This window comes from Pontivivens insulae (assembly GCF_900302495.1).
GTDB classification, from domain to species: Bacteria; Pseudomonadota; Alphaproteobacteria; order Rhodobacterales; family Rhodobacteraceae; genus Pontivivens; species Pontivivens insulae.
This window is the reverse complement of sequence record NZ_OMKW01000003.1, coordinates 632669-657794: the sequence shown is the minus strand read 5'-3', so window position 1 is coordinate 657794 and position 25126 is coordinate 632669. Positions and strand designations below refer to the sequence as shown.

General features: G+C 60.4%; 25 protein-coding genes. 10 read left to right on the top strand and 15 right to left on the bottom strand.

Going from position 1 to position 25126, the window contains the following annotated elements:
• Nucleotides 1-11: 11 nt before the first annotated feature.
• Genes POI8812_RS13775 through POI8812_RS13740 form a run of 8 tightly spaced genes read left to right on the top strand, consistent with a single transcriptional unit; the run spans nt 12 to nt 9568 of the window.
• Nucleotides 12-860: a carbohydrate ABC transporter permease gene (locus POI8812_RS13775; RefSeq protein ID WP_108783150.1), complete on the top strand. Its 849-nt coding sequence runs from the start codon at nt 12-14 to the stop codon at nt 858-860.
• Entirely contained in the window at nt 861-2876 is a 2016-nt protein-coding gene (locus tag POI8812_RS13770) for an alpha-galactosidase (protein WP_108783149.1), read from the top strand. It begins immediately after the preceding gene.
• Entirely contained in the window at nt 2873-4585 is a 1713-nt protein-coding gene (locus tag POI8812_RS13765; RefSeq protein ID WP_108783148.1) for an IlvD/Edd family dehydratase, read from the top strand. The genes POI8812_RS13770 and POI8812_RS13765 overlap by 4 nt, the downstream gene beginning before the upstream one ends.
• Nucleotides 4585-5355 (top strand): SDR family NAD(P)-dependent oxidoreductase, encoded by a 771-nt coding sequence (locus POI8812_RS13760; RefSeq protein ID WP_108783147.1) that lies wholly within the window; start codon nt 4585-4587, stop codon nt 5353-5355. The genes POI8812_RS13765 and POI8812_RS13760 overlap by 1 nt, the downstream gene beginning before the upstream one ends.
• Entirely contained in the window at nt 5352-6236 is an 885-nt protein-coding gene (locus POI8812_RS13755; RefSeq protein WP_108783146.1) for a 2-dehydro-3-deoxygalactonokinase, read from the top strand. Before POI8812_RS13760 ends, POI8812_RS13755 begins: the two co-directional genes overlap by 4 nt.
• The gene (locus tag POI8812_RS13750; protein WP_108783145.1) at nt 6233-6838 is read left to right on the top strand and encodes a 2-dehydro-3-deoxy-6-phosphogalactonate aldolase; all 606 of its coding nucleotides are present in this window, start codon (nt 6233-6235) and stop codon (nt 6836-6838) included. Before POI8812_RS13755 ends, POI8812_RS13750 begins: the two co-directional genes overlap by 4 nt.
• The gene (locus tag POI8812_RS13745) at nt 6828-7661 is read left to right on the top strand and encodes an SMP-30/gluconolactonase/LRE family protein (RefSeq protein ID WP_108783144.1); all 834 of its coding nucleotides are present in this window, start codon (nt 6828-6830) and stop codon (nt 7659-7661) included. Before POI8812_RS13750 ends, POI8812_RS13745 begins: the two co-directional genes overlap by 11 nt.
• Nucleotides 7658-9568: a beta-galactosidase gene (locus POI8812_RS13740; RefSeq protein WP_108783143.1), complete on the top strand. Its 1911-nt coding sequence runs from the start codon at nt 7658-7660 to the stop codon at nt 9566-9568. Before POI8812_RS13745 ends, POI8812_RS13740 begins: the two co-directional genes overlap by 4 nt.
• Before the next feature lie 45 nt (nt 9569-9613).
• On the opposite strand, the gene POI8812_RS13735 is transcribed toward POI8812_RS13740, so the two are convergent.
• The 11 genes from POI8812_RS13735 to accD all read right to left on the bottom strand — a co-directional run bounded on the left by POI8812_RS13735 (nt 9614) and on the right by accD (nt 19125).
• On the bottom strand, nt 9614-9835 hold the full coding sequence (locus tag POI8812_RS13735) for a hypothetical protein (protein ID WP_108783142.1): 222 nt from the start codon (nt 9833-9835) through the stop codon (nt 9614-9616).
• Between the two features lie 74 nt (nt 9836-9909).
• On the bottom strand, nt 9910-10419 hold the full coding sequence (locus POI8812_RS13730; protein WP_108783141.1) for a SixA phosphatase family protein: 510 nt from the start codon (nt 10417-10419) through the stop codon (nt 9910-9912).
• Between the two features lie 31 nt (nt 10420-10450).
• Nucleotides 10451-11071 carry a ferredoxin gene (locus POI8812_RS13725; protein ID WP_108783140.1) on the bottom strand — a complete coding sequence of 207 codons (621 nt, stop codon included), beginning with the start codon at nt 11069-11071 and terminating at the stop codon, nt 10451-10453.
• A complete protein-coding gene (gene argB, locus POI8812_RS13720) occupies nt 11068-11970 on the bottom strand; it encodes an acetylglutamate kinase (RefSeq protein WP_245895409.1) in 903 nt (300 codons plus the stop codon). Before argB ends, POI8812_RS13725 begins: the two co-directional genes overlap by 4 nt.
• Nucleotides 11971-11996: 26 nt before the next feature.
• Nucleotides 11997-12644, bottom strand: coding sequence for a ribosome biogenesis GTP-binding protein YihA/YsxC (gene yihA / locus POI8812_RS13715; RefSeq protein ID WP_108783139.1), 648 nt, complete (start codon nt 12642-12644; stop codon nt 11997-11999).
• A 97-nt stretch (nt 12645-12741) separates the two neighbouring features.
• Complete coding sequence (locus POI8812_RS17885) at nt 12742-13350, bottom strand: CatB-related O-acetyltransferase (RefSeq protein WP_108783138.1); 609 nt, start codon at nt 13348-13350, stop codon at nt 12742-12744.
• 32 nt (nt 13351-13382) lie between these two features.
• Nucleotides 13383-14117 carry an MOSC domain-containing protein gene (locus POI8812_RS13705; protein WP_108783137.1) on the bottom strand — a complete coding sequence of 245 codons (735 nt, stop codon included), beginning with the start codon at nt 14115-14117 and terminating at the stop codon, nt 13383-13385.
• Nucleotides 14114-15922: a membrane protein insertase YidC gene (gene yidC / locus POI8812_RS13700; protein WP_108783136.1), complete on the bottom strand. Its 1809-nt coding sequence runs from the start codon at nt 15920-15922 to the stop codon at nt 14114-14116. The genes POI8812_RS13705 and yidC overlap by 4 nt, the downstream gene beginning before the upstream one ends.
• A 73-nt stretch (nt 15923-15995) precedes the next feature.
• Nucleotides 15996-16838, bottom strand: a complete 843-nt coding sequence (gene ttcA, locus POI8812_RS13695; protein WP_108783135.1) for a tRNA 2-thiocytidine(32) synthetase TtcA — start codon at nt 16836-16838, stop codon at nt 15996-15998.
• A gap of 62 nt (nt 16839-16900) precedes the next feature.
• Nucleotides 16901-18157, bottom strand: a complete 1257-nt coding sequence (locus tag POI8812_RS13690; RefSeq protein WP_108783134.1) for a bifunctional folylpolyglutamate synthase/dihydrofolate synthase — start codon at nt 18155-18157, stop codon at nt 16901-16903.
• 5 nt (nt 18158-18162) lie between these two features.
• Complete coding sequence (gene accD, locus POI8812_RS13685; RefSeq protein ID WP_108783133.1) at nt 18163-19125, bottom strand: acetyl-CoA carboxylase, carboxyltransferase subunit beta; 963 nt, start codon at nt 19123-19125, stop codon at nt 18163-18165.
• A gap of 127 nt (nt 19126-19252) precedes the next feature.
• On the opposite strand from accD, the gene POI8812_RS13680 reads away from it, so the two are divergent.
• Nucleotides 19253-20110: a branched-chain amino acid aminotransferase gene (locus POI8812_RS13680; protein WP_108783132.1), complete on the top strand. Its 858-nt coding sequence runs from the start codon at nt 19253-19255 to the stop codon at nt 20108-20110.
• A 41-nt stretch (nt 20111-20151) separates the two neighbouring features.
• On the opposite strand, the gene POI8812_RS13675 is transcribed toward POI8812_RS13680, so the two are convergent.
• The 4 genes from POI8812_RS13675 to POI8812_RS13660 form a co-directional block, all read right to left on the bottom strand.
• Entirely contained in the window at nt 20152-20559 is a 408-nt protein-coding gene (locus POI8812_RS13675) for a hypothetical protein (RefSeq protein WP_108783131.1), read from the bottom strand.
• Nucleotides 20560-20629: 70 nt separating this feature from the next.
• Nucleotides 20630-21925, bottom strand: a complete 1296-nt coding sequence (gene glyA, locus POI8812_RS13670) for a serine hydroxymethyltransferase (protein WP_108783130.1) — start codon at nt 21923-21925, stop codon at nt 20630-20632.
• Nucleotides 21926-22062: 137 nt separating this feature from the next.
• Nucleotides 22063-23244, bottom strand: coding sequence for a multidrug effflux MFS transporter (locus tag POI8812_RS13665; protein ID WP_108783129.1), 1182 nt, complete (start codon nt 23242-23244; stop codon nt 22063-22065).
• Between the two features lie 111 nt (nt 23245-23355).
• Nucleotides 23356-24114, bottom strand: coding sequence for a sulfite exporter TauE/SafE family protein (locus tag POI8812_RS13660; RefSeq protein ID WP_108783128.1), 759 nt, complete (start codon nt 24112-24114; stop codon nt 23356-23358).
• Between the two features lie 90 nt (nt 24115-24204).
• Between POI8812_RS13660 and POI8812_RS13655 the strand changes: the two genes are divergently transcribed.
• Nucleotides 24205-25107, top strand: a complete 903-nt coding sequence (locus tag POI8812_RS13655) for a LysR family transcriptional regulator (RefSeq protein ID WP_108783127.1) — start codon at nt 24205-24207, stop codon at nt 25105-25107.
• Nucleotides 25108-25126: the final 19 nt, after the last annotated feature.

Below are 25126 nucleotides of genomic sequence, written 5' to 3'. Positions count from 1 at the left end.
GGATACGAGACATGTTCCCGACCCCTATCGAGAAACGCCCGCGCTCCGCGCAGATCACCTATCAGACGCTGCTGCCCATCGCGCTGTTGATGTGGCTGCTGCCACTGATCGCCGTGATGATGTTTTCCATGCGTCCGCTGACGGATTTCACGCAAGGCAACTATTGGGGGCTGCCGTCCTCGTTTGAGATGTTCACGAATTACGGGAAGGTCTTCTTTGAGAGTGATATGCCCCGCTACATGTGGAACTCGATCCTGATCACGGTTCCAACCGTCATCGGTGCCGTGGCGCTAAGCTGTATGACGGGCTTTGCCCTTGGCATCTATCGCTTCAATGGCAACCTGCTGATCTTCTTCATGTTCATTGCGGGTAACTTCGTTCCATTCCAGATCCTGATGGTGCCCGTGCGCGACCTGACGGTGAGTGCAGGTCTCTACGACACGAAGCTGGGGCTGGTGTTGTTCCACATCGCCTTCCAGACGGGGTTCTGTACGCTCTTCATGCGCAACTTCATCCGCGCGCTGCCCAAAGAACTGATCGAAGCGGCCCGTGTCGAAGGGGTCGCGGAGTGGCGGATCTTCTGGTTCGTGGTTCTGCCCCTGATGCGTCCTGCGATTGCCGCGCTGTCTGTTCTGATCTTCACATTCATCTGGAACGACTATTTCTGGGCGATCGTGCTGACCCAGGGGCCTGATGCGCAGCCGGTTACGGCGGGCATTACCTCCTTCAACTCGCAGTTTGTGGCGCAGTATCACCTTATGAGTGCGGGCTCGATTGTCGCGGCCCTTCCACCGGTGCTGATGTTCTTCCTGATGCAGAAGCACTTCATCGCAGGCCTCACGCTCGGAGCCGTGAAGTAAATGATCGAATGCTGGCGGCTGGATAGTCCAGCCACGTCCTTGGTGCTGGTCAGCCACAATGGCCGGCTGCCAGAGGTGTTGCACTTTGGTGCGCGCCTTGCAGATGGCGAAAACCTCGTCGCGCTCTACCGTGCAGCGATCAGCGATGTGACGGGCGGGATGATTGACGCGCGACCGCTGATGTCCGTCTGCCCGCTCCGGGAGGATGTCTTCCCCGGGGCGCAGGGCACGGACGCGGATTTTCAGCCGCGCTTTGTGTCGGCAGAGGAAGAGCCGAATTCGTTGAGCCTGACCTTCGCTGACGGCCAGGCGCAGTACCGTCTGGATGTGACCCTGGACGCAGAGACAGACGTGTGGTCACTGACCGCGCATCTGAGTGGTGTGGAGGCCAACTGGCTTACCGCGCCAGCGTTTCCCGTTCCCTCAGACAGCGATCATTTCGTTACCTATTCGGGCAAGTGGATCGGGGAATTTCAGGAAAATCGTGTGGATTGGGTGACCGGCGCCCATGTGCGGGAGGTGCGCGATGGGCGCACGTCGCATGAAGCGTTCCCCGGTGTCCTGATCCCATGCGATGACGGGTTCATCGCCGCTCATCTTGGGATGAGTTGTGGTCACCGCTTCGTCGCTGAGCAGTTGCCCGACGGCCGCCGTCAGGTGCAGTTCGGCCCTATGCTGGGGCGCACCGAGACGGAAATCACCGCGGGGCCGCTCTATCTGACGCGGGCACAAAATCGCAACGGTGTCACAGCCAACCTGCATGCCCATTTCCGTCGTCATATCCGTGCACTTGCGGATCCAGAGCGTCCCCGTCCGGTTCACTATAATTGTTGGGAAGCGGTCTATTTCGATCATGATGAGGTGTTGCTGCGCGATATTGCGATCCGTGCCGCAGCCCTAGGTGCAGAGCGGTTTGTTCTCGACGATGGTTGGTTCGGTCTGCGCGACGATGATACGACCTCGCTAGGGGATTGGCAGATCGATCCGCGCAAGTGGCCTGACGGGTTCAGCGCCTTTATTGAGCACGTCAACACCTTGGGCATGACGTTCGGAATCTGGTTTGAGCCAGAGATGATCAATCCCGTCAGCAAGCTTTATGAAACCCATCCCGATTGGATTTTGGGGGAAGCTGATCAACCACTTGGACGCCAACAGCTTGTGCTGGATATGACCAAGCCGGAGGTGATCGAGTATCTGTTCGAGCAGATAGACGCTGTGCTTTCGAACTATAAGATTGACTATATCAAATGGGATCATAATCGCGTACTCCCCTTCCCGGATCACCGTCAGGTCCGCGCGACCTACGCGTTGATGGACCGCATTCGCGCCGCGCATCCGGGCGTGGAGATCGAGACCTGCGCATCGGGTGGAGGCCGGATCGACTGGGGCATGTTGAGCCGCACGTCGCGGGTCTGGCTGTCCGATAGCAATGATGCGCTGGAACGCATGCGAATTCAGGCGATGGCCGCACCCTGGCTTCCGCCCGAGATCACCGGCTCTCATGTCGGACCGCGCCAGTGTCATACCTCCCACCGCATCCTTCCGATGGAGTTGCGGGCTTGGGTGGCCGCACAGCGCTCCTTCGGGTTCGAGATGAACCTGCTTGAGCTGTCACCGGAAGAGAGTGACACGCTGTCACGCGTAAGCACATGGTGGAAAGCCAACCGAGACTGGATGCACAGCGGGTCTCACCACAAGCTGTCGACCCGTGATCCCGAGCAGTTCGCGGAGATGATCGTCAGCGCTGACAAGACCCGATTTGCCGTCTGGCTTGGCCAACGTGGCGCCCCGGCCGACATTCTGCCGGATCGGCTGCGCTTCGACGGATTGGAAAACCGCCCATATCGGGTGCGCCGCATCTCTCATTTTGACGGTGGATGGCTTTCGCGCGGGGACAACGCCTTGAAAGACGAAAACGGGGTGCAACTTTACGGGCAGAGCCTGATGTCATTCGGCCTTCAACCGCCCGTACTGACACCCGCATCTATTCTGGTTCTCGAAGGAGAGGCCGCATGACCGAGAAAAAACGCCGTTCGCAACACTGGTATGGAAAGCTCGATAAGGATGGGTTCATTCACCGCTCATGGATGAAGAACCAGGGCTTTCCGGATCACGCCTTTGATGGGCGCCCGATCATCGGCATCTGCAACACGTGGTCGGAACTGACGCCGTGCAACAGCGGCCTGCGCGTACTGGCCGAAGCGGTGAAGCGTGGTGTGTGGGAGGCTGGCGGCTTCCCGGTTGAGTTCCCGGTGATGAGCCTGGGCGAGACACAGATGAAGCCAACGGCGATGCTGTTCCGCAACCTGCTGGCCATGGACGTGGAGGAGAGCATCCGCGCCTATGGCATCGACGGTGTTGTGTTGCTGGGTGGCTGTGACAAGACCACGCCGGGGCAGCTGATGGGTGCAGCTTCGGTCGATCTGCCGACCATCGTGGTCAGCTCCGGCCCGATGCTGAACGGCAAATGGCAGGGTAAGGATATCGGCTCCGGCACAGACGTGTGGAAGTTCTCGGAAGAGGTGCGTGCGGGCGAGATGACGCTGGCCGATTTCATGGCGGCGGAGAGCGGGATGTCTCGCTCCGCCGGTGTCTGCATGACGATGGGCACAGCTTCCACCATGGCAAGCCTGACAGAGGCAATGGGGATGTGCCTGCCGACCAACGCGGCCCTTCCGGCGGTAGATGCACGGCGGACGGCGCTCGCACACCTGACCGGTAAGCGGATCGTTGAGATGGTGGACGAAGACCTCACCATGTCCAAGGTCATGACGAAGGCGAATTTCGAGAATGCGATCCTTGCAAACGCCGCAGTCGGCGGGTCGACTAATGCGGTGGTCCACCTTCTGGCGATTGCTGGTCGGATGGAAATTGACCTTACCCTTGAGGACTTTGAGATCGGCGGGGACATCCCACTGCTCGTGAATTGCATGCCGTCGGGCAAGTACCTGATGGAGGATTTCTGTTACGCAGGCGGGATGCCCGTTGTGCTGAAGGAGCTGGGCGACATCGTGCGGCCAGCAAATACCGTGCTGAACAAGGATATCAGCGTCTATTCGGACGGAGCAGAATGCTTCAACCGTGACGTGATTTACCCCTTCGATGCACCACTGAAACCGGCGGCAGGCCTGCGGGTGCTCAAGGGCAATCTTGCGCCAGACGGGGCGATCATCAAGCCGTCTGCGGCGTCTGATCACCTGTTGCAGCATGAGGGCGTGGCCCATGTCTTTGAGACCATCGAGGATCTTAAGGCGACGATCGACGATCCCGACCTGCCGGTGACGGCAGACACGATGCTGGTACTGAAAGGCGCGGGGCCCAAGGGCTATCCGGGCATGCCGGAGGTGGGCAACATGCCGATCCCGGGCAAGCTGGTAAAGGAAGGTGTGCGGGACATGATCCGCATCTCTGACGGGCGGATGAGCGGCACGGCCTTTGGCACCGTCGTGCTCCATGTCAGTCCTGAGAGTACGGCCGGCGGCACGCTTGCGCTTGTCGAGACCGGGGATCGCATCCGCCTAGATGCCAAGGCCGGCGTGTTGGAGCTGTTGGTCGATGACGCTGTATTGGCGGAACGCAGGGCCGCTCGGACGGAGCCGGATCCGCACTATACGCGCGGTTATGCCAAGCTCTATATCGACCATGTCCTACAGGCCAATAAAGGCGCTGATCTTGATTTTCTGGTGGGTCGCGACACCCGCCTCGTCACGCGGGAGTCCCACTGATGACGCAATACGCCACGTTTCACGATCTCAAGGATCAATCCGTTTACATCACCGGCGGCGGCTCTGGCATCGGCGCGAGCCTGACCGAGGGCTTCATGGCCGCTGGCGCAAAAGTCGCCTTCGTCCAACGCTCTGACAGCACAGAGTTCTGCGATCAAATGGAACAGAAGTTCGGCACACGTCCGCTTTTCATGAAGTGCGACATCACCGATGTGGCGCGGCTGGAAGAGACGCTTGATGAAGCGGCCGCTGTGCATGGCCCGGTAACGGTTCTTGTGAACAATGCCGCCAATGATGTGCGCCACAAAACCGCTGAGATGAGCGTCGACGATTGGGATTGGAACCATGCGGTGAACTTGCGCCCGCATTTTTTCACGACCAAGCACGTTGTTGCGGGCATGAAGGCTGCAGGTGGCGGCGCGATCATTAATTTCTCATCGGCCAGCTACGGCATGGGCAATGCGGGCTACCCGGCCTATGTCGCGGCCAAGGCCGGGATCATCGGCTTGACCCGCACCCATGCGCGGGAGTTTGGGCCGGACAATATTCGTGTGAACGCGCTGGTGCCCGGATGGGTACTGACCGAGCGGCAGATGGAGCTTTGGGCCACCGAAGAGGGGCTGAAAGAGCACCTTGCAGGCCAGTGCCTCAAAGAGCACCTCGTGCCGCAGGATGTGGTTGACGCCACCCTGTTCCTGGCGTCGAAAGCCAGCCGTATGATGACCGCGCAAGCGATGGTCGTGGATGGCGGAGTGGTGTTCACCGGATGACGGATCAAGACTGGATAGCAGTCGATTGGGGCACCTCCAACCTTCGGGCGTGGAGGATGCAGGGCAGCAATGCTGTGGCGGAGGCCAGTTCCGACCAAGGCATGGGGGCGGTGGCACCCGGGCGGTTTGAGGCCGCCTTGCTTGCCCTGATAGAAGGCTGGCTGGAAGACCGGCCCATGACCGTTGTGGCCTGCGGTATGGTCGGTTCACGGCAGGGCTGGCATGAGGCGCCGTACCGGGCCGTGCCTTGTGTGTCGGGGGGCGCAATGGTGCGGGTTCCCCAGACCGATGAACGGATCGCGATGCATATCCTGTCTGGCGTCTCACAAGCCAAGCCTGCCGATGTGATGCGCGGAGAAGAAACCCAGATCGCAGGTTTGATTGCGCTGGAGCCTGATTTTGATGGTGTTGCCTGCCTGCCGGGAACGCACACGAAATGGGCCAAAATCAGCGCCGGGGAATTGTGCCACTTCCGTACGGCAATGACCGGCGAGATGTTCCACCTGTTGAGCACGGGCTCCGTGCTGCGCCATTCGATGGGCGAAGGGTGGGATGCAGAAGCCTTTATGGATGCGATTGGCGAAACGCTCAGCCGGCCAGAGCGTCTTGCGACTGCGCTCTTCAATCTGCGCGCAGACGGATTGCTGCACGGGGCCAGCGGTGATGTCGCCCGCGCCCGCCTGTCGGGCCTGTTGCTGGGCGCAGAGCTGGCCGCGTTGAAACCCTATTGGTTGGGAGAGCGTGTCGATCTGATCGGTACTCCGGGCCTGAACGCCGCCTATATGGCCGCCCTCTCGCAAGTCGGGATCGAGGCAAAGGCCCATGACGGCACGGAACTTGTCCTGGCGGGGCTGACCGCCGCATGGAAGGCAATGACATGAGACATCTGATCGCAATCCTGCGTGGCGTTGAACCGGCAGAGGCCGCCGATATGGCGCGCGGTATCGTTGATGCGGGCATCAGCATGATTGAGGTTCCGCTCAACTCGCCGGAGCCGTTGAAATCCATCGCCAGCATGGTTGAGGCGGTTGGGGATCGTGCGCAATTGGGTGCGGGCACAGTGCTGACGACCAAAGAAGTTGGTGAGGTTCAGGCGGCGGGCGGGACGTTCATTGTATCGCCCAACTGCGACACGCAGGTGATCCGGTGCACCAAGACACTCGGCATGGGGTCCTATCCCGGTGTCCTCACGCCGACGGAGTGTTTCGAAGCACTGAAAGCCGGTGCAGATGCGCTGAAGCTGTTCCCTGCCGGCATGGCCGGGACAGGCGGTATGAAGGCAATGCGGGCGATCCTGCCCGCTGGAACGTTGCTCTACGCCGTCGGTGGGGCGGAGCCGTCCAACTTTGCCCAATGGAAAGATGCAAGCGCAGACGGCTTCGGCCTTGGCTCCTCTCTCTTCAAACCCGGGATGAGCGTTGCGGACGTTACGGCGAACGCCAAAGCCTCGGTCGAAGCCTATGACGAGGTCTATGGTGGCTGACATCTATGATGAGCGGCTCTGCCGCCTCGGTGAAGGCCCGTTCTGGCATTCAGAGCGGGCTGAATTGTTCTGGTTCGATATTTTGAGCCGCAAGCTGCACACAAAAGACCAGGAATGGCGTTTTGAGGACGCTCACTCCGCCGCCGCGTTGACGACGGATGGCGATTTGCTCGTTGCGTCTGAAACAGGGCTATATCTCTTCGACCTAGAAACAAGCGGGCGCAAGCCCGTCATCGCGATTGAGGCCGACAACCCCGTGACCCGATCCAATGATGGGCGCGTCGATCCACAGGGTGGATTCTGGATTGGGACGATGGGTTGGAACGCCGAAGCGGGTGCGGGCGCCATTTACCGCTTCTACAAGGGCGAGGTACGATGTCTCTTTCCGGGCATCACAATCTCGAATTCCATCTGCTTTGCCCCCGACGGCCGCCGCGCGTATTTTTCTGACACTCCCACCGCACAAATCATGTCCGTCTCGCTCGATCCCGATGGCTGGCCTGTCGGAGCACCTGAGGTTTTTGTTGCCGATGCGCCGGGATGCGATGGTGCCATCTGCGACGGTGAAGGCTTTGTGTGGTCCGCGCGCTGGGGTGACAGCTGCATCATTCGCCATGCGCCGGACGGTGGCATTGATCATATCGAGACGCTTCCCGCACCGCAGGTGACGTGCCCCGCGCTGAGCCCTGACGGTGTACTCTATGCGACGACGGCCTATGAAGGTCTCGACGTGCAGTCGCGCGCGGGCGCGCCCTATTCTGGTGCGACCTTTGAAGTCTGTCGCGGTGTCCCGCCGCGCATCGAATCCAGGGTGATCTTGTGAAACCACAACTTGGCGTCTGTTATTACCCCGAACACTGGCCCGAGGCACAATGGCCCGACGATGCAGCTCGTATGGTCGAAACCGGGCTGGAATGGGTGCGAATCGGAGAATTCGCCTGGTCCCGTCTTGAACCCAATGAGGGCGATCTGCGTTGGGAGTGGCTTGACCGTGCGGTGGAGGTGCTGGGCGCAGCGGGATTAAAGGTTGTCATGGGCACGCCCACAGCGACGCCGCCCCGCTGGGTTTGCGAAAAGCACCCCGACATGTTCGCCCTCGATGCAAATGGTCATGTGCGCGGGTTTGGATCACGCAGGCACTATTGCTTCAGCCATGAAGGCTACTGCGCAGAGGCTGTCCGCATCACACGACTGACGGCCGAACGCTATGGACGCAATCCGCACATCGCCGCGTGGCAAACCGACAACGAATATGGCTGCCACGACACGGTGATCAGCTATTCCGATGCGGCGTGCACTGCCTTCCGCATTTGGCTGGAGCAACGCTATGGCAATATCGGGGCCCTAAACGACGCTTGGGGCAACGTGTTCTGGTCGATGGAATATCGCCATTTTGGCGAGGTTTTCCTTCCGAACCTGACCGTGACAGAACCGAACCCCAGCCATGTGCTGGATTTCCAGCGCTTTTCTTCCGATCAGGTGGTGCAGTTCAATCGCGCGCAGGCAGAGGTCTTACGCGAACTGACCGATGCGCCGCTGATCCACAATTATATGGGGCGAACCCTGGAATTCGATCACTTCAAGGTTGGCGACGATCTCGATGTGGCCAGCTGGGACAGTTATCCGCTGGGCTTTCTGGAGGATCGTTCGGACCAGCCCGAAGCCTTCAAGCAGCAGTTTGCGCGGCAGGGTGATCCAGACTTTCAGGCCTTTCACCACGACATCTATCGCGCCGTGGGCAAGGGGCGTTGGTGGGTCATGGAACAACAGCCCGGCCCGGTGAACTGGGCGCCGCACAATCCCGATCCGTTGCCCGGCATGGCCCGCCTTTGGGCGTGGGAGGCATTCGCACATGGGGCAGAGGCAGTGCTCTATTTCCGCTGGCGACAAGCCCCCATGGCGCAAGAGCAGATGCATTCGGGCCTGCTCCGGCCCGACAGCGTTGCCGCGCCCGCATTGGGCGAGGCCGCGCAGGTCGCGGCAGAGGCGGCGCATCTTGATCTTGCAGACACGGGCGCACCTGTCGCGCTGGTCTTCGACTATGAAAGCGCATGGGCGTGGAACGCGCAGCCGCAGGGCGCTGAGTTCGACTATTTCCGACTGGTGTTCGATTTCTACAAGGCTCTGCGCAAGCTTGGGCTGAGCATCGACATCGTTCCGCCGAGTTGTACGGATCTGTCGCCATGGCAAATGGTCGTGATTCCAGGTCTGTTGCATTGGGGTGCGCTGAAGTCCGCGCTTGAGGCTTATGAAGGTGTTGTCGTGGCTGGCCCCCGCACGGCGTCGAAGACGGCGGATATGCAGATCCCGATCCCCATGGGGCCAAATATGCCCGGCGTCGATGCGACCGTTGCCCGTGTTGAAAGCTTGCGTCCTGACATGCCGATCATGCTGGATCAGGGCGGGACGTTCCAGTTCTGGCGGGAAGTGGTCGAGGGGCGCTCCCTGGAAGATGCGCGGGATGGTCATCCGGCCCGTGTGGGCACCGCCCGTCGCCAATACCTTGCCGGTTGGCCGGATGAACGGGCGCTCCACCGCATTCTGGCCGATGCCTGCGATGAAGCCTCTCTGCCGACACTTGATTTGCCTGAAGGGCTGCGCGTGCGCGACATCGGCGCCTGGCGATTTGCGATCAACTATGCCAATCGCGCCTGGAAACTCTCGAAGCATATCGAGGGTGCCCCGTCAGGCCGCATTGCGCCTGCTGACGTCAGCTGGTGGCTCAAATAGTCCAAAATAAAAAGCCCGGCATCTCGCCGGGCTGATAATTCCTGTCTATCCACGCTCGCGCAGCGGGATCAGGCCCAGGGCCTCGACAATATGAGGCGGTATGTCCCCCATTGGAATGCCTGCGCGGGCGATGACATCTAGCAATTCGCGAGAGTCCAGCCCGCGAAGGTTCCGCTCCGCATGTCCAGTGGCCTGCGCTATTTCACGCAAGACCGGATCAGAGCCGATCATGAAATCCCGAAAGATACTCGACAGATGCGCAAACATTGATTCCCACCCTCTCTTAATCCTTAATTTGGTGCGCAATCGGTGGGGTGACAAGGGCAAGCGATGCCCCTGCGTCAAACTAGATCCTTCGGAATGACGAAATGTGTGAATGCGCAGCTCTTATATTCAATCTCCGCGGCCTTCTTCACATCCGCTTCCAAAACCGCGACACCGCCTGTCGGATAATGGGTCAAGGCCCGTGCCACGCTGGTCGACATCTTGCCGTCTGACAATTTCCGCGCCATCGCACTCATGCCGGGTTGGTGGCCTATGATGGCAATGGTTTCGGCCTTGCCGCTGGCCCGCAAGATGCTCAGCATCGTGTTGGGATCCGCCATGTAGAGGGCCTTGTGAACCTCTCCCTCGGGGCCGCCGCTGACTGCGCGCATACGTGTCCATGTCTGAACGGTGCGCTCAGCGGGTGAAAGCCAGACCGCATCTGGCACAAGATCCATTTCGTCGAGCCATGCCCCCATCAGGCTGGCTGCCAACCGTCCGCGTTTGTTGAGCGGACGACCCACATCCTCTGCCTCCGGATCTGACCAGGAGGACTTCGCATGCCGGATGAGTACGATTCTTTTCATATCGAATTAGCGCTTCTTTTGTCTGTCACAATCAAGGCTTAAGGCCGCGAAACGAGGCCATGTGATGCATCGCCTGCTCGTGAGGCAATGTGAATTCGCGACCGACCGGGCAGGCCTTGCGCGCAAGACATCCGGTCAGGCACTCAGCGCCGTGCGGAGACCCGATATGAGCGCGGCACGCCTCGAAATCGTATGTCCCGGCAGCGAATGCATCCACCGGGCAGGCCGAACGGCAGGGCTGCGCACAGGTGGGGCAAGGATGCGCTGCGGGAGCTGGAAAACTGTGCCGACCCGGCAGTCGCAAAGCGCCCCGGAACGAGACCCACAACCCCATGTCAGCACTCACCAGTGGACCAATGGGAGATTGAAAGACACGACCTGACTGCTGCGCCCATGCCAGAAACGGATGGTAGGGTGGCCCGCCGAAAGGAAAGATGGCTTGCGCACCATAGCTCTCTGCGATTGAGCCCAAGACGCGGGTTGACCACCGATCCACGCGGTCTGGCGCGCCGTCCCTCCCCTCAGGACTGGCCGTCAGGTGAGACCAGAAGCGTCGCGTGTCCGGAGCGATCAGCAAGAGCGTACTGTCGGCTTCCGCAACGCCTCCCAATACCAGCAGCGCCTCCGCCGCCAGAGCCTCTTCCAATGTCATGGAATAATCAGCGTACCGGCGCCGTGCTCGGTAAAGAGCTCCAGCAAGCAGGCATGCGGCGCGCGACCATCCAGGATGACGACGGCGCCGACACCTGCAGTGATGGCATCAAGGGCGGTTTCGGTTTTGGGGATCATCCCACCGCCGATCACACCCTCGTCCGTCAGCCTGCGCACATGTTCGGGGGACAGCTGCGTGACGACATCGCCATCTGCGTCCTTCACACCAGCGACATCGGTCAGCAACAAAAGCCGATCTGCCTTCATCGCGCCTGCAATCGCACCAGCGGCGGTGTCGCCGTTGATATTATAGGTCTCTCCCTTGCGTCCCATGCCGATGGGGGCCACTACGGGAATGAAATCGGATGCGACGAAGGTATGCAGCACCTCCGGGTTCACCTCGACCGGTTGACCCACGAAGCCGAGATCAAGGACCTGTTCGATATTGCTGTCGGGGTCACGCTTCGTCTTGGTCGCTTTCTCACACACGATCAGCTTTGCATCCTTGCCGGACAATCCAACCGCACGGCCGCCCTGATCGTTGATGGCTTGTACGATCTGCTTGTTGATCTTGCCAGCCAGAACCATCTCGACCACTTCGACCGTCGCCTTGTCGGTGACGCGCTTGCCGTCGATGAAGTCCGACTTGATCGCCAGACGGTCCAGCATCTGATTGATCTGTGGGCCGCCGCCATGAACGACAACCGGGTGGACGTTGCACTGCTTCATCAACACGATGTCGCGTGCGAACCGCTCCATTGCTGCGTCGTCTGACATCGCGTGGCCACCAAACTTCACAACGACCGTCGCACCGTCATAGCGCTGAAGATAGGGCAGGGCTTCGCTCAGCGTGCGGGCCGTGGCCAGCCAGTCCCGCTTCATGGCTGCGGATTTTTCCATGTCGTCCCCCGTAAGATCTGAAAGCTTCATAGCCCGGCAATGACCCCGCGCAAAGTCTCGACACCTTCACCCTTGGCCGAGGATGTCAGCACGATGGCGGGATAGGCGGTTGGATGTTTTGCAAGCACCTTACGGGTCTTCTCAAGTGAAGTTTCAATATCGCTTTTCTTCAATTTATCGAGCTTGGTGAGCACCGTCTGAAATGGCACCGCCGCACGGTCGAGCAGGGCCATGATCTCCTCATCCACGGCCTTGGCCCCGTGCCGTCCGTCGATCAGCAGGAAGACGCGGCGCAACGTGACACGACCTTGCAGGTAGTTCTTGAGAAGGCGCTGCCATTTCTCGACGACCGCCACAGGGGCCTCAGCATAACCATAGCCGGGCAGATCGACCATGTAATGCGTCTCGCCCAGTTCAAAGAAGTTGATCTCCTGTGTCCGACCGGGTGTGTTTGAGGTCCGCGCGAGCGCCTTGCGCCCTGTCAGCGCATTGATCAGGCTCGACTTGCCAACATTCGAGCGCCCGGCAAAACAGAACTCTACCCGGTCCGCAGGCGGAAGGCCGTCCATGGCCACAACGCCTTTCAAGAAGTCGCAAGGCCCAAGAAACAGGGAACGCCCTTTGCGGATCGCGTCCTCATCAAGAGGCTCAACGATGGGAAATTGAGGTGTCATGGGCTTTCACTTTCTCAAAATATCCCCGCCGGAGGCACGGTGTGCAGGCCGCTTGCGCCTCCGGCGGGGATACTTGAAGAAAGTGAAAAGGGCCAGATCAATCCGCCGATTTCAAGGCGTCGAGATCGGCTCCGCGGATTGCATTGAGGTTGCGGGAGATCTTCTCAACAGGCCAATGCCACCACGCGATGTCCAGCAGCGCTTCGATGGTCGGCTGATCGAAGCGGCGCTTGACCTCGCGGGCTGGGTTGCCGGCCACGACCGCATAGGGCGCCACATCGCGGGTAACTACGGAATGCGCGGCGATGATTGCGCCAGCGCCGATCGTGACGCCGGGCATCAGTTTGGCTTCGGTGCCAATCCAGACATCGGCCCCGATGACGGTGTCGCCCTTGTGCACGGCCTGCCAGGTTGCCGGGTCGAACCCGGTCTCCCACCCATTTGCAAAGATGTTGAAGGGAAATGTCGAAAACCCATCCATCGCATGGGTGCCGCCGTTCATATGGATCTGAACACCATAGGCGAGCGCGCAAAACGGGCCGATGTGCAGGCGATCACCAATGAAGTCGAAATGGTGCAGGACGTTGCGATCAAAGAAATCCTCTGTCTCGTCGCGGTCATCGTAATAGGTAAACGCCCCCACTTCGACATTCGTGCGTCCCTCCGCCAGCGGTCGCAGAAATGTTGTGCCCTTGTACTGCGGCATTGGATGAAGCGTATCGGGGTTCGGTCCGTTGCTCACAGGACGGTCACCACGTCGCCGACGGCAATCTCGCCACCCTGGACACAGACAGCGTAAACGCCAAAATCGCGATGATCCCAGCCTTGTTCGAGCACAGAGAGCACGTTGACGTCGTCCTTGCCTGTCATTGGGTCCGCGTGGGTGGCACGGCAACGCGTGTTCCGCTCGCGCACCTCCAGGACGGCTCCGCCGATCCGAAGGTTTTTGCCGATCCACTCCCATTCCTGCCAGGGGTCCATCCCGTCGAGCCAGATGTTCCCACGGAACCGCCGTTGGTCGAGCGGACGGCCCGCACGTTGCGACAGGATCGTCCGAGAGGTGTTGGATAGGATCGAGATTGAGGGGAACGGCGCATCCGTCATGCCCTGCTCCGTCGCCGTCACGACGCGAACAGGCGCAGGGCGGTTTTCAGGATAAAGCGGCGCGATCCAATCGATCAGCGCCTGCCCATCTGCGGGCAATTGAACGGTCAGCGCGGGGCGATCAGGATGCGTGAATGTCAGGCTTTCACCCGCGCTCTGCGCCTCGATCGCCATCAGTGTTCCGGCCTTCGCACCGCGCACGAAATTCATACACGGCGCCCACTCGCCATTTGTGGTTGCGCCGTCTTGTGCGATGGCAAAAGCGCGATCACCGGGCAGGCATTGCCCCTCGCGCAAGACAACACTGCCCAGCGGTTCGGTCCCAACCCCTTTGACGGGGTACCGCCAGAGGTTGGAAACCGTGATCATTCCGCGGTCTTCCCATCCTTGCGCTTGAAGGTCGACTTGATGTTCCCAAGGAAATCAACCTCGACCCCCTGACTGCGCATGATCAGGTACTGCTGGATGAACGTGATCGTGTTGTTGGCAACCCAGTAGATGACAAGGCCCGCAGCGAAACCGCCCAGCATGAACATGAACACGATGGGCAACCATGCAAAGATCATGGCCTGCGTTGGGTCGGTGGGCGCGGGGTTCAGCTTTTGCTGAAGCCACATCGTGATCCCCATCAGGATCGGCCAGACACCAATCGACAGGATCGCAAACAGCGATGCCGGATCGGGAGAGCCCCACGGCAACAGGCCGAACAGGTTCATCCACGAGGTCGGATCAGGTGCGGAGAGATCCTGAATCCAGCCAAAGAAAGGTGCCTGACGCATTTCGATGGCAACGAACAGCACCTTGTAGAGCGAGAAGAAGATCGGGATCTGCGCCAGGATCGGAAGGCAGCCGGCAGCCGGGTTCACCTTCTCCTTGCGATAAAGCTCCATCATCTGCTTTTGCATCGCCTCGCGGTCGTCACCGACCTTTTCCTTGATGGCCTCCATCTGCGGCTGCAGCTTCTTCATCTTCGACATCGAGACGTAGGATTTGTAGGCCAGCGGGAACAGCAGCGCCTTGATGAACAAGGTCAGCATGATGATGGACACGCCGAAATTGCCGATGACGCCATTAAACACGGCCAAAAGCCAGTGGATCGGCTTCGTGAGGAACCAGAACCAGCCCCAGTCAATGGAGTCGACAAAGCGCTCGATCTGCAATTCTTCTTCATAGCGGGTTAGAAGCTCTCGCTCCTTCGCACCGGCAAACAGGCGCGTGGTGCTGTCGGCCGTGGCGCCAGCCTCGACCGACACAACAGGCATGCGCACTTCTGTCTGATAGGCTTGGCGTGTATCCGAGTATTTGGCGACGGTGGTGAAGCCGCCTTCCTCCGGGATCAGTGTGGTCATCCAGTATTTGTCGGTGAACCCGATCCAACCGGCGTTTTCCACGTCAACATATTCGACATTGCCACGTTCGAGCGCGACAAAGTCGAAATCGGTCATATCGTCATAGTCGATCTCTGCGATCTCACCGTCATTCTCACGTACGACGCCCTCATGCAGGATGTAAAAGCCGATGGTTTCCGGCTCTCCCAAGCGGGTGATGATGCCATAGGGGTACATCGAGACGGCTGCATCGGTGGTGTTTTCAACCTCCTGCTCGACCACGAACATGTAGTCCTCATCGACTGAGAATGTCTTCCGGAAGATCAAGCCAGCGCCATTGTCCCAAACCAGCGTGACGGGGCTCTCGGGCGTCAGAACGTCACCGCTTTCCACCTGCCACTGTGTTGCCGCACCCGGAACCTGCTCTGCCGGAAGTCCGCCTGCCGGTGCCCAGCCGTGTTGTGCGAAATAGGCCTGCTCGGCGCCACGAGGATTGAGCAGGATGACGGTGTCACTCTCAGGATCCAGTGTCTCGCGGTAGTCAGTCAGATGCAGGTCATCCAGACGGCCACCGGTCAGCGACAGCGAACCCGTCAAGCGGGGCGTCGCAATCTCAATCCGGTCAAACTGTGCCAGCGCGTCATCCCGCATCAATGGGGCGGCCGGAGCGGCTTCTGTCGCGGCGACGGGCGGTGTGCCGTCGGTCACGTCGCCCAGCAATTCCTGTTGCGTTTCCAACTGCTCTGTCGTCTGCGGCGTCGGCGCCGGGAACAGAACGAACCAAACGATCAGAACCAGAAAACTGAGCGCGGAGGCGAGAAGCAAATTGCGATTGTCGTCGTTCATGCGGAATAAGGCCCTTCAAGCGGCTCGGATGGTCGGACGGTTTGCGGTTTTCAATATGGCAGTGGCCCAAAGGTCAAGGGGATTCCCCCTGCGCCGTGGCCATTAGCCCGGCAAAGTCGAACAGTTTCGGGTCAGCAAGGTGGCTGGGACGGGCGTGCATCAGCGCCCGAAAGATGACGCCACGCCGACCGGGGGAGTTCTTCTCCCACTCGTCCAGCATCCGTTTGACCTGCTGGCGTTGCAGGCCGTCCTGGCTGCCGCACAGATCACAAGGGATGATTGGATAGTTCATTGCGGTTGCAAATGCCTCGCAATCGGCCTCTGCAACCAAGGCAAGCGGGCGGCACAACGTCAGATCGCCTTCATCGTTCAACAGGCGCGGCGGCATGGTGGCCAGCCGCCCTCCATGAAACAGGTTCATGAAGAACGTCTCCAGCAGGTCGTCGCGGTGATGTCCCAGGACGACGGTGGAACATCCCTCTTCCCGCGCAATGCGATAGAGGTTGCCGCGCCTCAGACGAGAGCACATCGCGCACATCGTCCGGCCTGGCGCCACCTTGTCGATGACGATGGAATAGGTGTCCTGATACTCGATGCGGTGCTCGACGCCCATCCGCTCCAGAAACTCCGGCAGGACGGTTGCCGGAAAATTCGGCTGGCCCTGATCCAGATTGCAGGCCAGCAGATCGACATTCAGCAACCCACGCCATTTCAGCTCATGCAGAATGGCGAGCAGCGTATAGCTGTCCTTGCCGCCGGAAAGGCAGACCAACCAGCGTTCGCCAGGAGCGCCCACCATGCCATATTGCTCAATCGCCTCCCGCGTTTCGCGCACCAGACGCTTGCGCAGTTTGCGAAACGAGACGGTGTCGGGCGCACCGTGGAAGAGCGGGTGAATTTCATCCTGATCGAGCATGGAAGCGACTTAACCATTCCGACGCTGCGGGGGAAGATTTTTCGGTGGGAAAATTCCTGACGTCAGCTTTCCGTTTGCAGAATGCGCCCGGCCAGATAGAGCGATCCGCAGATAAGGATGCGGCAATCCTGAGGTGTTGCCGCAATCGCGGCGGCGACATCGGCGGCCTCGGAAGCCTTCAGGCCCACATCCTGTGCTGCGGCCGCTGTCTCTGCGGCGCTCAGCGTATTCGCCTCCCCGGGAATTGAGACAGCGTGCAGGTGTTCGGCACGGGCCGCGAGCGGTGTCAAATAGCCTCGCACGTCTTTCGTGTTCAGCATGCCGCAGATCAAGTGCAACGGGCGATCAGGCAAGCGCCCAAGCGCTTCGGCGAGGGCATGTCCGGCGGCTGCATTGTGCCCGCCATCCAGCCAAAGGTCCCGGTCCGCTGCGGCGTCGACCAGAGGCCCCATGCGCAGGCGCTGCATCCGCGCAGGCCATTCCGCCTTACTGACGGCGGCGACGCAGGCAGCTTCATCAAAGCCCAGCACGCGCAATGCGGCCACGGCCGTGCCTGCATTCTGTACCTGATGTGCTCCGATCAGATTGGGCAGAGGCAGGTCGAACAGGCCGTTTTCGTCAAAGAAGACCATGCGCCCGTGATCTTCATGCGCGTCCCAATCCTGTCCGGCAATGGTCAACGGCGCGCCAACAATCTCGGCCCGCGCCTCGATCACGTCGCGTGCCTCGTCCACCTGGCGGGCAATAACCCCGGTCACGCCTGATTTGAGAATGCCCGCCTTCTCTCCCGCAATCGCGCCGACCGTGTTGCCCAGAAATTGCTCATGGTCCTTTGAGACCGGTGTGATCGCTGTCAACGCGGGCTTAGCAATCACATTCGTGGCGTCGAGCCGCCCACCAAGCCCCACTTCCAGCAGCAGATAGTCCGCCTGATCGCGTGAAAAGGCGAGCAGGGCGGCAACGGTCGTGATCTCGAAATAGGTAATCGGCGCGCCTCCATTCGCGGCCTCACACTCTTCAAGCACCGACAAAAGCGCCTCTTCAGAGATCAAGCCGTCGGCCAATCGAATGCGTTCATTGAACCGCGCCAGATGCGGTGAGGTATAGGCGCAGACCCGTTTGCCAGCGGCTTCCAATCCGGCACGGATCATCGCTTGCGTCGAGCCTTTGCCGTTCGTCCCCGCAATGTGAATCACCGGCGGCAGTTTGTCCTGCGGGTTTCCAAGCGCTTCAAGCAGCCGCCAGACACGGTCCAGCGTCAGGTCGATCACCTTCGGGTGGAGCGTCATCAACCGCTCCAGCACGACATCCGATTGCATGTGGCTCAAGCCTTGGGTTGATCTTGCATAGCTGGCAGGGCGTCCGGGCTAACCCCCGCGCCCTCCAATACCGCATCGGCTTCGTCCGCTGGGGAGGGCAGGTCCGCGACGCTTCGGGCCTCCTTGTTGAGCAGAAGCCGCAGGATCGTTGCGAGCTCATCGCGCATTTCGGTTCGATGGACGACGCGGTCGAGCATGCCGTGATCCAGCAGGTATTCAGCGCGCTGAAACCCTTCGGGCAACTTCTCACGAATGGTTTGTTCGATCACACGCGGACCCGCAAAACAGATCAGCGCATTCGGTTCGGCAATCTGGATATCCCCCAGCATTGCATAGCTGGCTGTCACACCACCCGTTGTCGGATGGGTGAGCACGACGATGTAGGGAAGACCCGCTTCCTTGACCATATTCACAGCGACCGTCGTGCGGGGCATCTGCATCAGGCTCAGAATACCTTCCTGCATCCGTGCGCCCCCCGCCGCGGAGAACAGGATGAACGGAGCCTTCAGTTCAACCGCACGTTTGGCCGCTGCGATGATCGCATTGCCGACATACATGCCCATGGACCCTGCCATGAACGAGAAATCCTGGACCGCGACAACCGTTTTGACTTTGCCGATGTCACCTTCGGCCACCACCATTGCCTCATTCCGACCGGTCGTCTTGCGCGCATCGGTCATACGTTTGGTATAGGGCTTTTGATCCTTGAAATTCAGAGGATCCGCGATCGGTTCAGGCACCGGAACGTCCACAAACAAACCGCCGTCAAACAGGCTTTCAAGCCGTGCGCGCGGCGCGATGAACATGTGGTGGTTGCAGTTCGGGCAGGTTTCTAGCGCGTCGGACAGTTCCCTGTGGAACAGCATCGTTCCGCAATTGTCGCACTTCTTCCACAGGTTTTCCGGCACCTCGCGGCGGGAAAAAAGGGAATTGATCATCGGTCTGGTGAAGTTGGAAATCCAGCTCATGAACCGCCTGCCTTTGCGTTACCTCTGGCCATGGGAGTTAAAGCGCCCGCCCGCCGATTGCAACGGCACTTGCATCTGCGTAAGGTCAATCAAGCTGACATAAATGAGCGGCGACAGGGAGGTCAAAATGGCAATCGGAACGGCGATCAAGACGTGGTTTGACGGCGCGTGGCATGACGGAAATACACCGATTTTGGGCGCCGCTGATCATGCCACATGGCTTGGCACGCTCGTCTTTGATGGGGCGCGGAGCTTCAACGGTGTGGTCCCGGATCTCGATCTGCACTGCGCGCGGGTTGCGGCCTCTGCCCGCGCGATGGGCATGTCCCCTCCCCTTGAAGGGCCGCAAATCGAAACGCTCGCGCGGGAAGGTGTCGCAATGTTTCCCGCAGACACTTCCCTCTACATTCGTCCTATGATGTGGAGCCGCGAAGGCGGCCCTGGGATTATTGCGGCTAAGGCGGAAAGCTGCGCCTTTGCGCTTTGTCTGGAGGATATGCCGATGCCCGAATTGCGCGGTTTGCGACTGACGCTGTCCCCGTTTCGGCGTCCACGTCCCGACATGGCATTGACCGAGGCAAAGGCGGCCTGCCTTTATCCCAACAACGGGCGCATGCTGGCAGATGCGCAGGCGCGCGGCTTTGACAATTGCATCAGCCTCGATCCCGACGGCAACGTGGCCGAAACGGCGACTACCAATATCTTCATGGTCAAGGACGGGGCGGTCAAAACTCCGGCGGCCAATGGCACCTTCCTGGCCGGCATCACCCGCAAGCGCGTCATGACGTTGCTCTCCGAAGACGGATATCAGGTCGAGGAGGCGACCCTGAGCGTTGAAGATCTAGCCGCCGCTGACGAGATGTTCATGACCGGCAATGCCAGCAAGATCACGGGCGTGACCGGGTTCGAAGGGCGCGCGTTGCAGATCGGTCCGGTAACGCGCCGCGCGCGTGACCTTTATTGGGCGTGGTCGGGGGCGAGCTGACATTTGGCAGCGGGTATTCCTAGACAGGCTCGAAGTGCTGCTCAGCTGAGGTAGTAGACCAGCAGGGCGGACCCATAGGCGAAGTCCACGACAGCACAGCCCAGCGTATACCAGCTGAAAAACGGCACCCCTGCGCCGCGATGTTTGGCAATGTCCCAAAAACCATGGGCAAAGATTGCCGCGATCACGAAGGGCGGGGTGATCACCGCGCCGACAATCGAGGCGCCGATCAATACGGTTGCGATTGCCGTTTCCAACCTCGCGAATTGAGCATTGTGCCAGGCGGTCGCCACATATGGCACGTTCATAATAACGGAGAATACGCCAGCGATGGCCCAGACATGCGCCTCTGGCAACTGCCAATGTGACAGCAATAGCAGCACGACATAGGCGGTGCCTGCGATCAACAGCCAGCGGGGCTGAAAGTGATTGATGATCCGTAGCAGCATCGCGGTGTCCTACAAAAAAGCCCCCCGCGCCGGTTCAGCGCGAAGGGCCTTTTCAATCTGACGTCTCAGGTCAGTGGTTCGGGTAGAGCGGGAATCGGTCGCACAGTTCTTTGACCTTGGCGCGCACGGCTGCCTCAACCTCGGCATTTCCGTCTTCGCCATTTGCCGCCAGTCCGTCGACGACTTCCACGATCAGCTCACCGATTGTGTGGAATTCATCCTCGCCGAAGCCACGGGTCGTGCCTGCAGGGGTGCCAAGCCGGACGCCGGACGTGACCATCGGCTTTTCGGGGTCAAACGGGATGCCGTTCTTGTTGCAGGTGATGTGCGCGCGACCCAGCGCCTTTTCAGTCGCGTTGCCCTTCACGCCCTTGGGGCGCAGGTCGACGAGCATCACGTGGCTGTCTGTGCCGCCGGTGACGATGTCGAGACCACCTTTCATCAGGCTGTCGGCGAGCGCCTGCGCGTTGCGGATCACTTGACCCTGATAGGTCTTGAACTCGGGACGCAGCGCCTCACCAAAGGCAACGGCCTTCGCCGCGATCACGTGCATCAGCGGCCCACCCTGAATGCCCGGGAAGATCGCGGAGTTACACTTCTTCGCAATAGCCTCATCATTGGTCAGGATCATTCCGCCACGCGGCCCGCGCAGCGTCTTGTGGGTCGTGGTGGTCGCAACATGCGCATGCGGGAACGGGGACGGGTAATGACCCGCGGCCACCAGACCTGCGAAATGCGCCATATCCACCAGCAGATACGCACCTACGCTGTCGGCAATCTCACGCATCCGCTTGAAATCAATGACGCGCGGAATGGCCGAGCCGCCAGCGATGATCATCTTCGGCTGATGCTCGGTCGCAAGCTCCTGCACCTGATCATAGTCGAGCAGGCTGTCTTGCTTGCGCACGCCGTATTGCACGGCGTTGAACCATTTGCCCGACTGGTTGGGTTTCGCACCGTGTGTCAGGTGACCACCCGCATCGAGGCTCATGCCCAGGATCGTATCGCCGGGCTGCAACAGCGCCTGGAATACGCCCTGATTGGCCTGAGAGCCAGAGTTCGGCTGAACATTCGCGAACTCACAATCGAACAGCTGCTTGGCGCGGTCGATGGCGAGGTTTTCTGCCACGTCCACATACTCGCAACCGCCGTAGTAGCGGCGGCCCGGATAGCCCTCGGCGTATTTGTTGGTCATGACGGAGCCTTGCGCCTCCATGACGGCGGCGGACACGATGTTCTCCGACGCGATCAACTCAATCTCGTCCCGCTGGCGACCAAGCTCCTTGCGGATAGAGCCGAACAGCTCTGGATCGCGGGTTTCGAGGCTTTCGGTGAAGAAGCCTGCATCGGTCACGTTTTTCAGCATTGTCGCTCTCCTGTCATAGGGACGGGCCAAAGTGTTGCCGCGTCTGTAACGGGTCAGACCCGACATGAAAACCGCACAAACGACCGCAGGAGATGCGTTCGCGGCGAAACAATGCGCTCAATCGGAAATATCTCGGCTCAGTCTGCGGCGTGTTCCATGATCCGAACCCACAGCGCCATCGCCAACCCTGCCAATATCAACGCGAGCATCAGGCCCATCAATGCTGTCGGAGAACTGAAGCGCGCCAAGATGACCCCGGCGATCGAAGTGAACAAGGCCCCGCCCGCCACTTGCAGTGAGCCAGACATGCCTGCGGCACTGCCTGCAAGCTCCGGTTTGACGGAAAGCGCCCCGGCATTGCCGGCCGGCAGGGTCAGCCCATTGCCCAGGCCCACGCTCATGACGCAGGGAATGAACAACCACAGGCTTTCTATGCCAATTGCAAATCCGATTATCCCCACGGTCATGCCGCCTGTCGCGACGAGCCGTCCAGCGATCATCATGGTGCTCAGCCGGTAGCGGGTCGCGTATCGGCTCGACAGGAAATTGCCGAATGCAAATCCCCCTGTGATAGATCCCAGCACCGCACCGATCCCAGCCGATCCAAGGCCAAAGACCGGCTGCACGACGAGGGGGGCGCCGCTCAGGAAAACAAAAAACGCACCGACCGCAAAGGTCAGGCACAGCGAATGCGCCCAGAACAGGGGGGCGCCCAGCAGCGCGGGGTAGGTGCGGAACTGGGCCAGGAACGTCGGTGCCCGTTTGGTGTGGGTTTCCCCCAGATCAAACCAGCACAATAAAAGGGTGCCGATCCCCATAATGGCAAAAGCGGCAAAACTCGCCCGCCATCCGAAGACCGCATCCAGCACGCCGCCAAATAGCGGGCCCAGCATCGGGGCCAGCGCCATGACCATCCCAATCTGGCCAAGCGTGCCCGCGGCCTCTTGCGGAGGATAAAGATCGCGCACGACGGCGCGCGAGATGACGGAACCGACGATCACCGCCCCTTGTACAAGCCGCGCCGCGAGCAAAACGGCCAGATGATCGGCAAAGGTCGCGATGCATGACGCGATGGTGAACAGGATGAGGCCGATCAGAAGGATGGGGCGACGCCCGAACCGATCTGATAGCGGCCCGATGATCAATTGAAGGACCGCCGTGACGATGAAAAAGCCGGATACGGTCACGTTGATGACCGCATAACTGACGTCAAACGCCTCCGCCATCGCGGGAAGCGAGGGCAGGAACATGTTCAGCGACAGAATGGAAAGCGCTGAAATCAGGATCAATGTGGCTGTGCTGGGCGCTGTCTGGGGCATCGTCCGCTCTCTCGTTGCCGGACGACGCAAAGATCTCTGTCACCGGTGCCTTGGGTCTAAGCGTGACTGTGGAGTTGGTAAAGCGAGCACCGGTATCGGGGCCTAACCGGCCTAGATCAATCGCACCAAACCGGCGACCGACAGCACGCACAGCAAGAAAAGGCAAAAGCGCCGATAGAAGGGCACGAGGCTCGGACGGAACAGCAGGGTGCCAAGCAGGACACCCAACAGAACGACCGGCGCAAGAACCAGCCCACGCCGCAGCGACTCGCCATCCAGCAGGCCGTAGAGAGTGAGCGTAACGCCAGTGGTGAACATCCCCCCGAACAGGAACATCACCAGTGACCCGCGCATGCGCGCAGCGTCATCCTGACGCGACAGCACGTAAAGCGCGACCACCATTCCGCCAACGGATGCAAGACCGGTCGCAATCCCCGCGCCGAGCCCTGTTGCGTAAAGCCCCGGACGGGATCCGATTGCGCGCGGAACCATCTTGAACAGCTGTGCAAGCGTCAGCATCAGGATCAGGCAAAGTGCGGCAAGCTGCGATCCCTCCACTGAGATTGAAGTCGTCGCGAGCAGTCCAAGTGGCACGCCGATGGCCGAACCAATGACCAAGACCCAGACTACCCCCAAATCTGCATCACGCCACCCACCCCGGAACATGGCGATGCTGGCCACCCCTTCCATCAGGAAGCAAACCGGGATTAGCTCAACCGGCGGGATCACCACAGCTGCACTGGCCATGATAATGGCAGAAAGCGCAAAGCCCGCAAAACCACGCACCAGCCCGGCGATGAAGCCCGCGGCCAGCAGAAAGGCAAGCGCACCGGGCGTCAGTGCGGTGAAGGTGGCAAGGGTCTCGAACATTGCAGCGGTTCCGATCTGTCTGTCTTATAGGACCATGCCCGTGCAAATTTGCCCTGCCAACACGCGTCTTTTCCAAATACAACTGCAAAAATGCAGCAACTGGATTGGTCCGACCTGAAATTTCTGCTGGCCGTGCGCCGGGCCCGCAGCCTCGCCGGGGCGGCTGTGATGCTGCGGGTGGACGCGACCACCGTGTCCCGCCGGTTGCGTCGGCTGGAGCGGCAGCTTGCCGCTCCACTTGTGGAGCGCACCCGCGACGGCAATTTGCACCTGACGTCTCTGGGGGAGGATGCGGCGGATCGCGCCGAGGCATTCGAACAGCAAATTGATCGGCTCAGCACGTTGGGACAGGGCCCGCAGACAGGGGTCAGCGGAGTCGTGCGTCTGACCGCTGCGCCAATGCTGATCAACCGGGTGCTGATCCCGCAAGCGGGCCAGTTGATCGCGCGCCACCCTTCCCTCGAATTGCAGCTCGAGCCCGACATCCGCAACCTCAGCCTCATCCGGCGCGAGGCGGACATCGCCATCCGCCTTGGCAGGCCACAAGATGGTGGCCTGAAGGTTCAGGCGCGCAAGCTGGGGGCGTTTGAACATGCGGTCTATTGCGCACGGGAGGGCAGTGCAGATGCATGGATCGGCTACCGCGACGGCATGCGCGAACTGCCACAATCCGACTGGATGGAGCGTCACGTCCGCCAGTCCGGACAGGCGTTCTGCCCGATGCGCGTGGGTGAGATTGAGGGCGCGGTTGAGGCGATAGCTGCTGGATTGGGACGCTCATTATTGCCCTGCCTGATCGGTGACGCCGATCCGCGCTTGATGCGGGTGCAGGGCGCATGGGCCGCACAGGAGGTGTTGCGGGAAGTCTGGATGCTGGTCCACCGCGACATCGCGCAACTGGCCCGCACGACGGCCGTGCGGGACTGGATTCAGGCGGTGCTCGACCTTCGACAAAGGCCCGATGCGGAAAAATCCATGCCCCGACAGGAATGATGCGTTTTCCCGCTTGCAC

Bases quoted from the DNA above. Each gene is read 5' to 3' on its own strand.
- POI8812_RS13705 (WP_108783137.1), bottom strand. From the start codon at position 14,117: ATGATCACGGTTTCCAACCTCTGGCGGTACCCCGTCAAAGGGGTTGGG.
- argB (WP_245895409.1), bottom strand. From the start codon at position 11,970: ATGGAAAAATCCGCAGCCATGAAGCGGGACTGGCTGGCCACGGCCCGC.
- POI8812_RS13770 (WP_108783149.1), top strand. From the start codon at position 861: ATGATCGAATGCTGGCGGCTGGATAGTCCAGCCACGTCCTTGGTGCTG.
- POI8812_RS13735 (WP_108783142.1), bottom strand. From the start codon at position 9,835: ATGTTTGCGCATCTGTCGAGTATCTTTCGGGATTTCATGATCGGCTCT.
- POI8812_RS13750 (WP_108783145.1), top strand. From the start codon at position 6,233: ATGAGACATCTGATCGCAATCCTGCGTGGCGTTGAACCGGCAGAGGCC.
- POI8812_RS13690 (WP_108783134.1), bottom strand. From the start codon at position 18,157: ATGCAATCGGATGTCGTGCTGGAGCGGTTGATGACGCTCCACCCGAAG.
- POI8812_RS13665 (WP_108783129.1), bottom strand. From the start codon at position 23,244: ATGCCCCAGACAGCGCCCAGCACAGCCACATTGATCCTGATTTCAGCG.
- POI8812_RS13675 (WP_108783131.1), bottom strand. From the start codon at position 20,559: ATGCTGCTACGGATCATCAATCACTTTCAGCCCCGCTGGCTGTTGATC.
- POI8812_RS13655 (WP_108783127.1), top strand. From the start codon at position 24,205: ATGCAGCAACTGGATTGGTCCGACCTGAAATTTCTGCTGGCCGTGCGC.
- POI8812_RS13730 (WP_108783141.1), bottom strand. From the start codon at position 10,419: ATGAAAAGAATCGTACTCATCCGGCATGCGAAGTCCTCCTGGTCAGAT.
- POI8812_RS13660 (WP_108783128.1), bottom strand. From the start codon at position 24,114: ATGTTCGAGACCCTTGCCACCTTCACCGCACTGACGCCCGGTGCGCTT.
- POI8812_RS13725 (WP_108783140.1), bottom strand. From the start codon at position 11,071: ATGACATTGGAAGAGGCTCTGGCGGCGGAGGCGCTGCTGGTATTGGGA.
- POI8812_RS13760 (WP_108783147.1), top strand. From the start codon at position 4,585: ATGACGCAATACGCCACGTTTCACGATCTCAAGGATCAATCCGTTTAC.
- POI8812_RS13680 (WP_108783132.1), top strand. From the start codon at position 19,253: ATGGCAATCGGAACGGCGATCAAGACGTGGTTTGACGGCGCGTGGCAT.
- POI8812_RS13745 (WP_108783144.1), top strand. From the start codon at position 6,828: ATGGTGGCTGACATCTATGATGAGCGGCTCTGCCGCCTCGGTGAAGGC.
- yihA (WP_108783139.1), bottom strand. From the start codon at position 12,644: ATGACACCTCAATTTCCCATCGTTGAGCCTCTTGATGAGGACGCGATC.
- POI8812_RS13775 (WP_108783150.1), top strand. From the start codon at position 12: ATGTTCCCGACCCCTATCGAGAAACGCCCGCGCTCCGCGCAGATCACC.
- POI8812_RS13755 (WP_108783146.1), top strand. From the start codon at position 5,352: ATGACGGATCAAGACTGGATAGCAGTCGATTGGGGCACCTCCAACCTT.
- POI8812_RS13765 (WP_108783148.1), top strand. From the start codon at position 2,873: ATGACCGAGAAAAAACGCCGTTCGCAACACTGGTATGGAAAGCTCGAT.
- glyA (WP_108783130.1), bottom strand. From the start codon at position 21,925: ATGCTGAAAAACGTGACCGATGCAGGCTTCTTCACCGAAAGCCTCGAA.
- ttcA (WP_108783135.1), bottom strand. From the start codon at position 16,838: ATGCTCGATCAGGATGAAATTCACCCGCTCTTCCACGGTGCGCCCGAC.
- accD (WP_108783133.1), bottom strand. From the start codon at position 19,125: ATGAGCTGGATTTCCAACTTCACCAGACCGATGATCAATTCCCTTTTT.
- yidC (WP_108783136.1), bottom strand. From the start codon at position 15,922: ATGAACGACGACAATCGCAATTTGCTTCTCGCCTCCGCGCTCAGTTTT.
- POI8812_RS17885 (WP_108783138.1), bottom strand. From the start codon at position 13,350: ATGCCGCAGTACAAGGGCACAACATTTCTGCGACCGCTGGCGGAGGGA.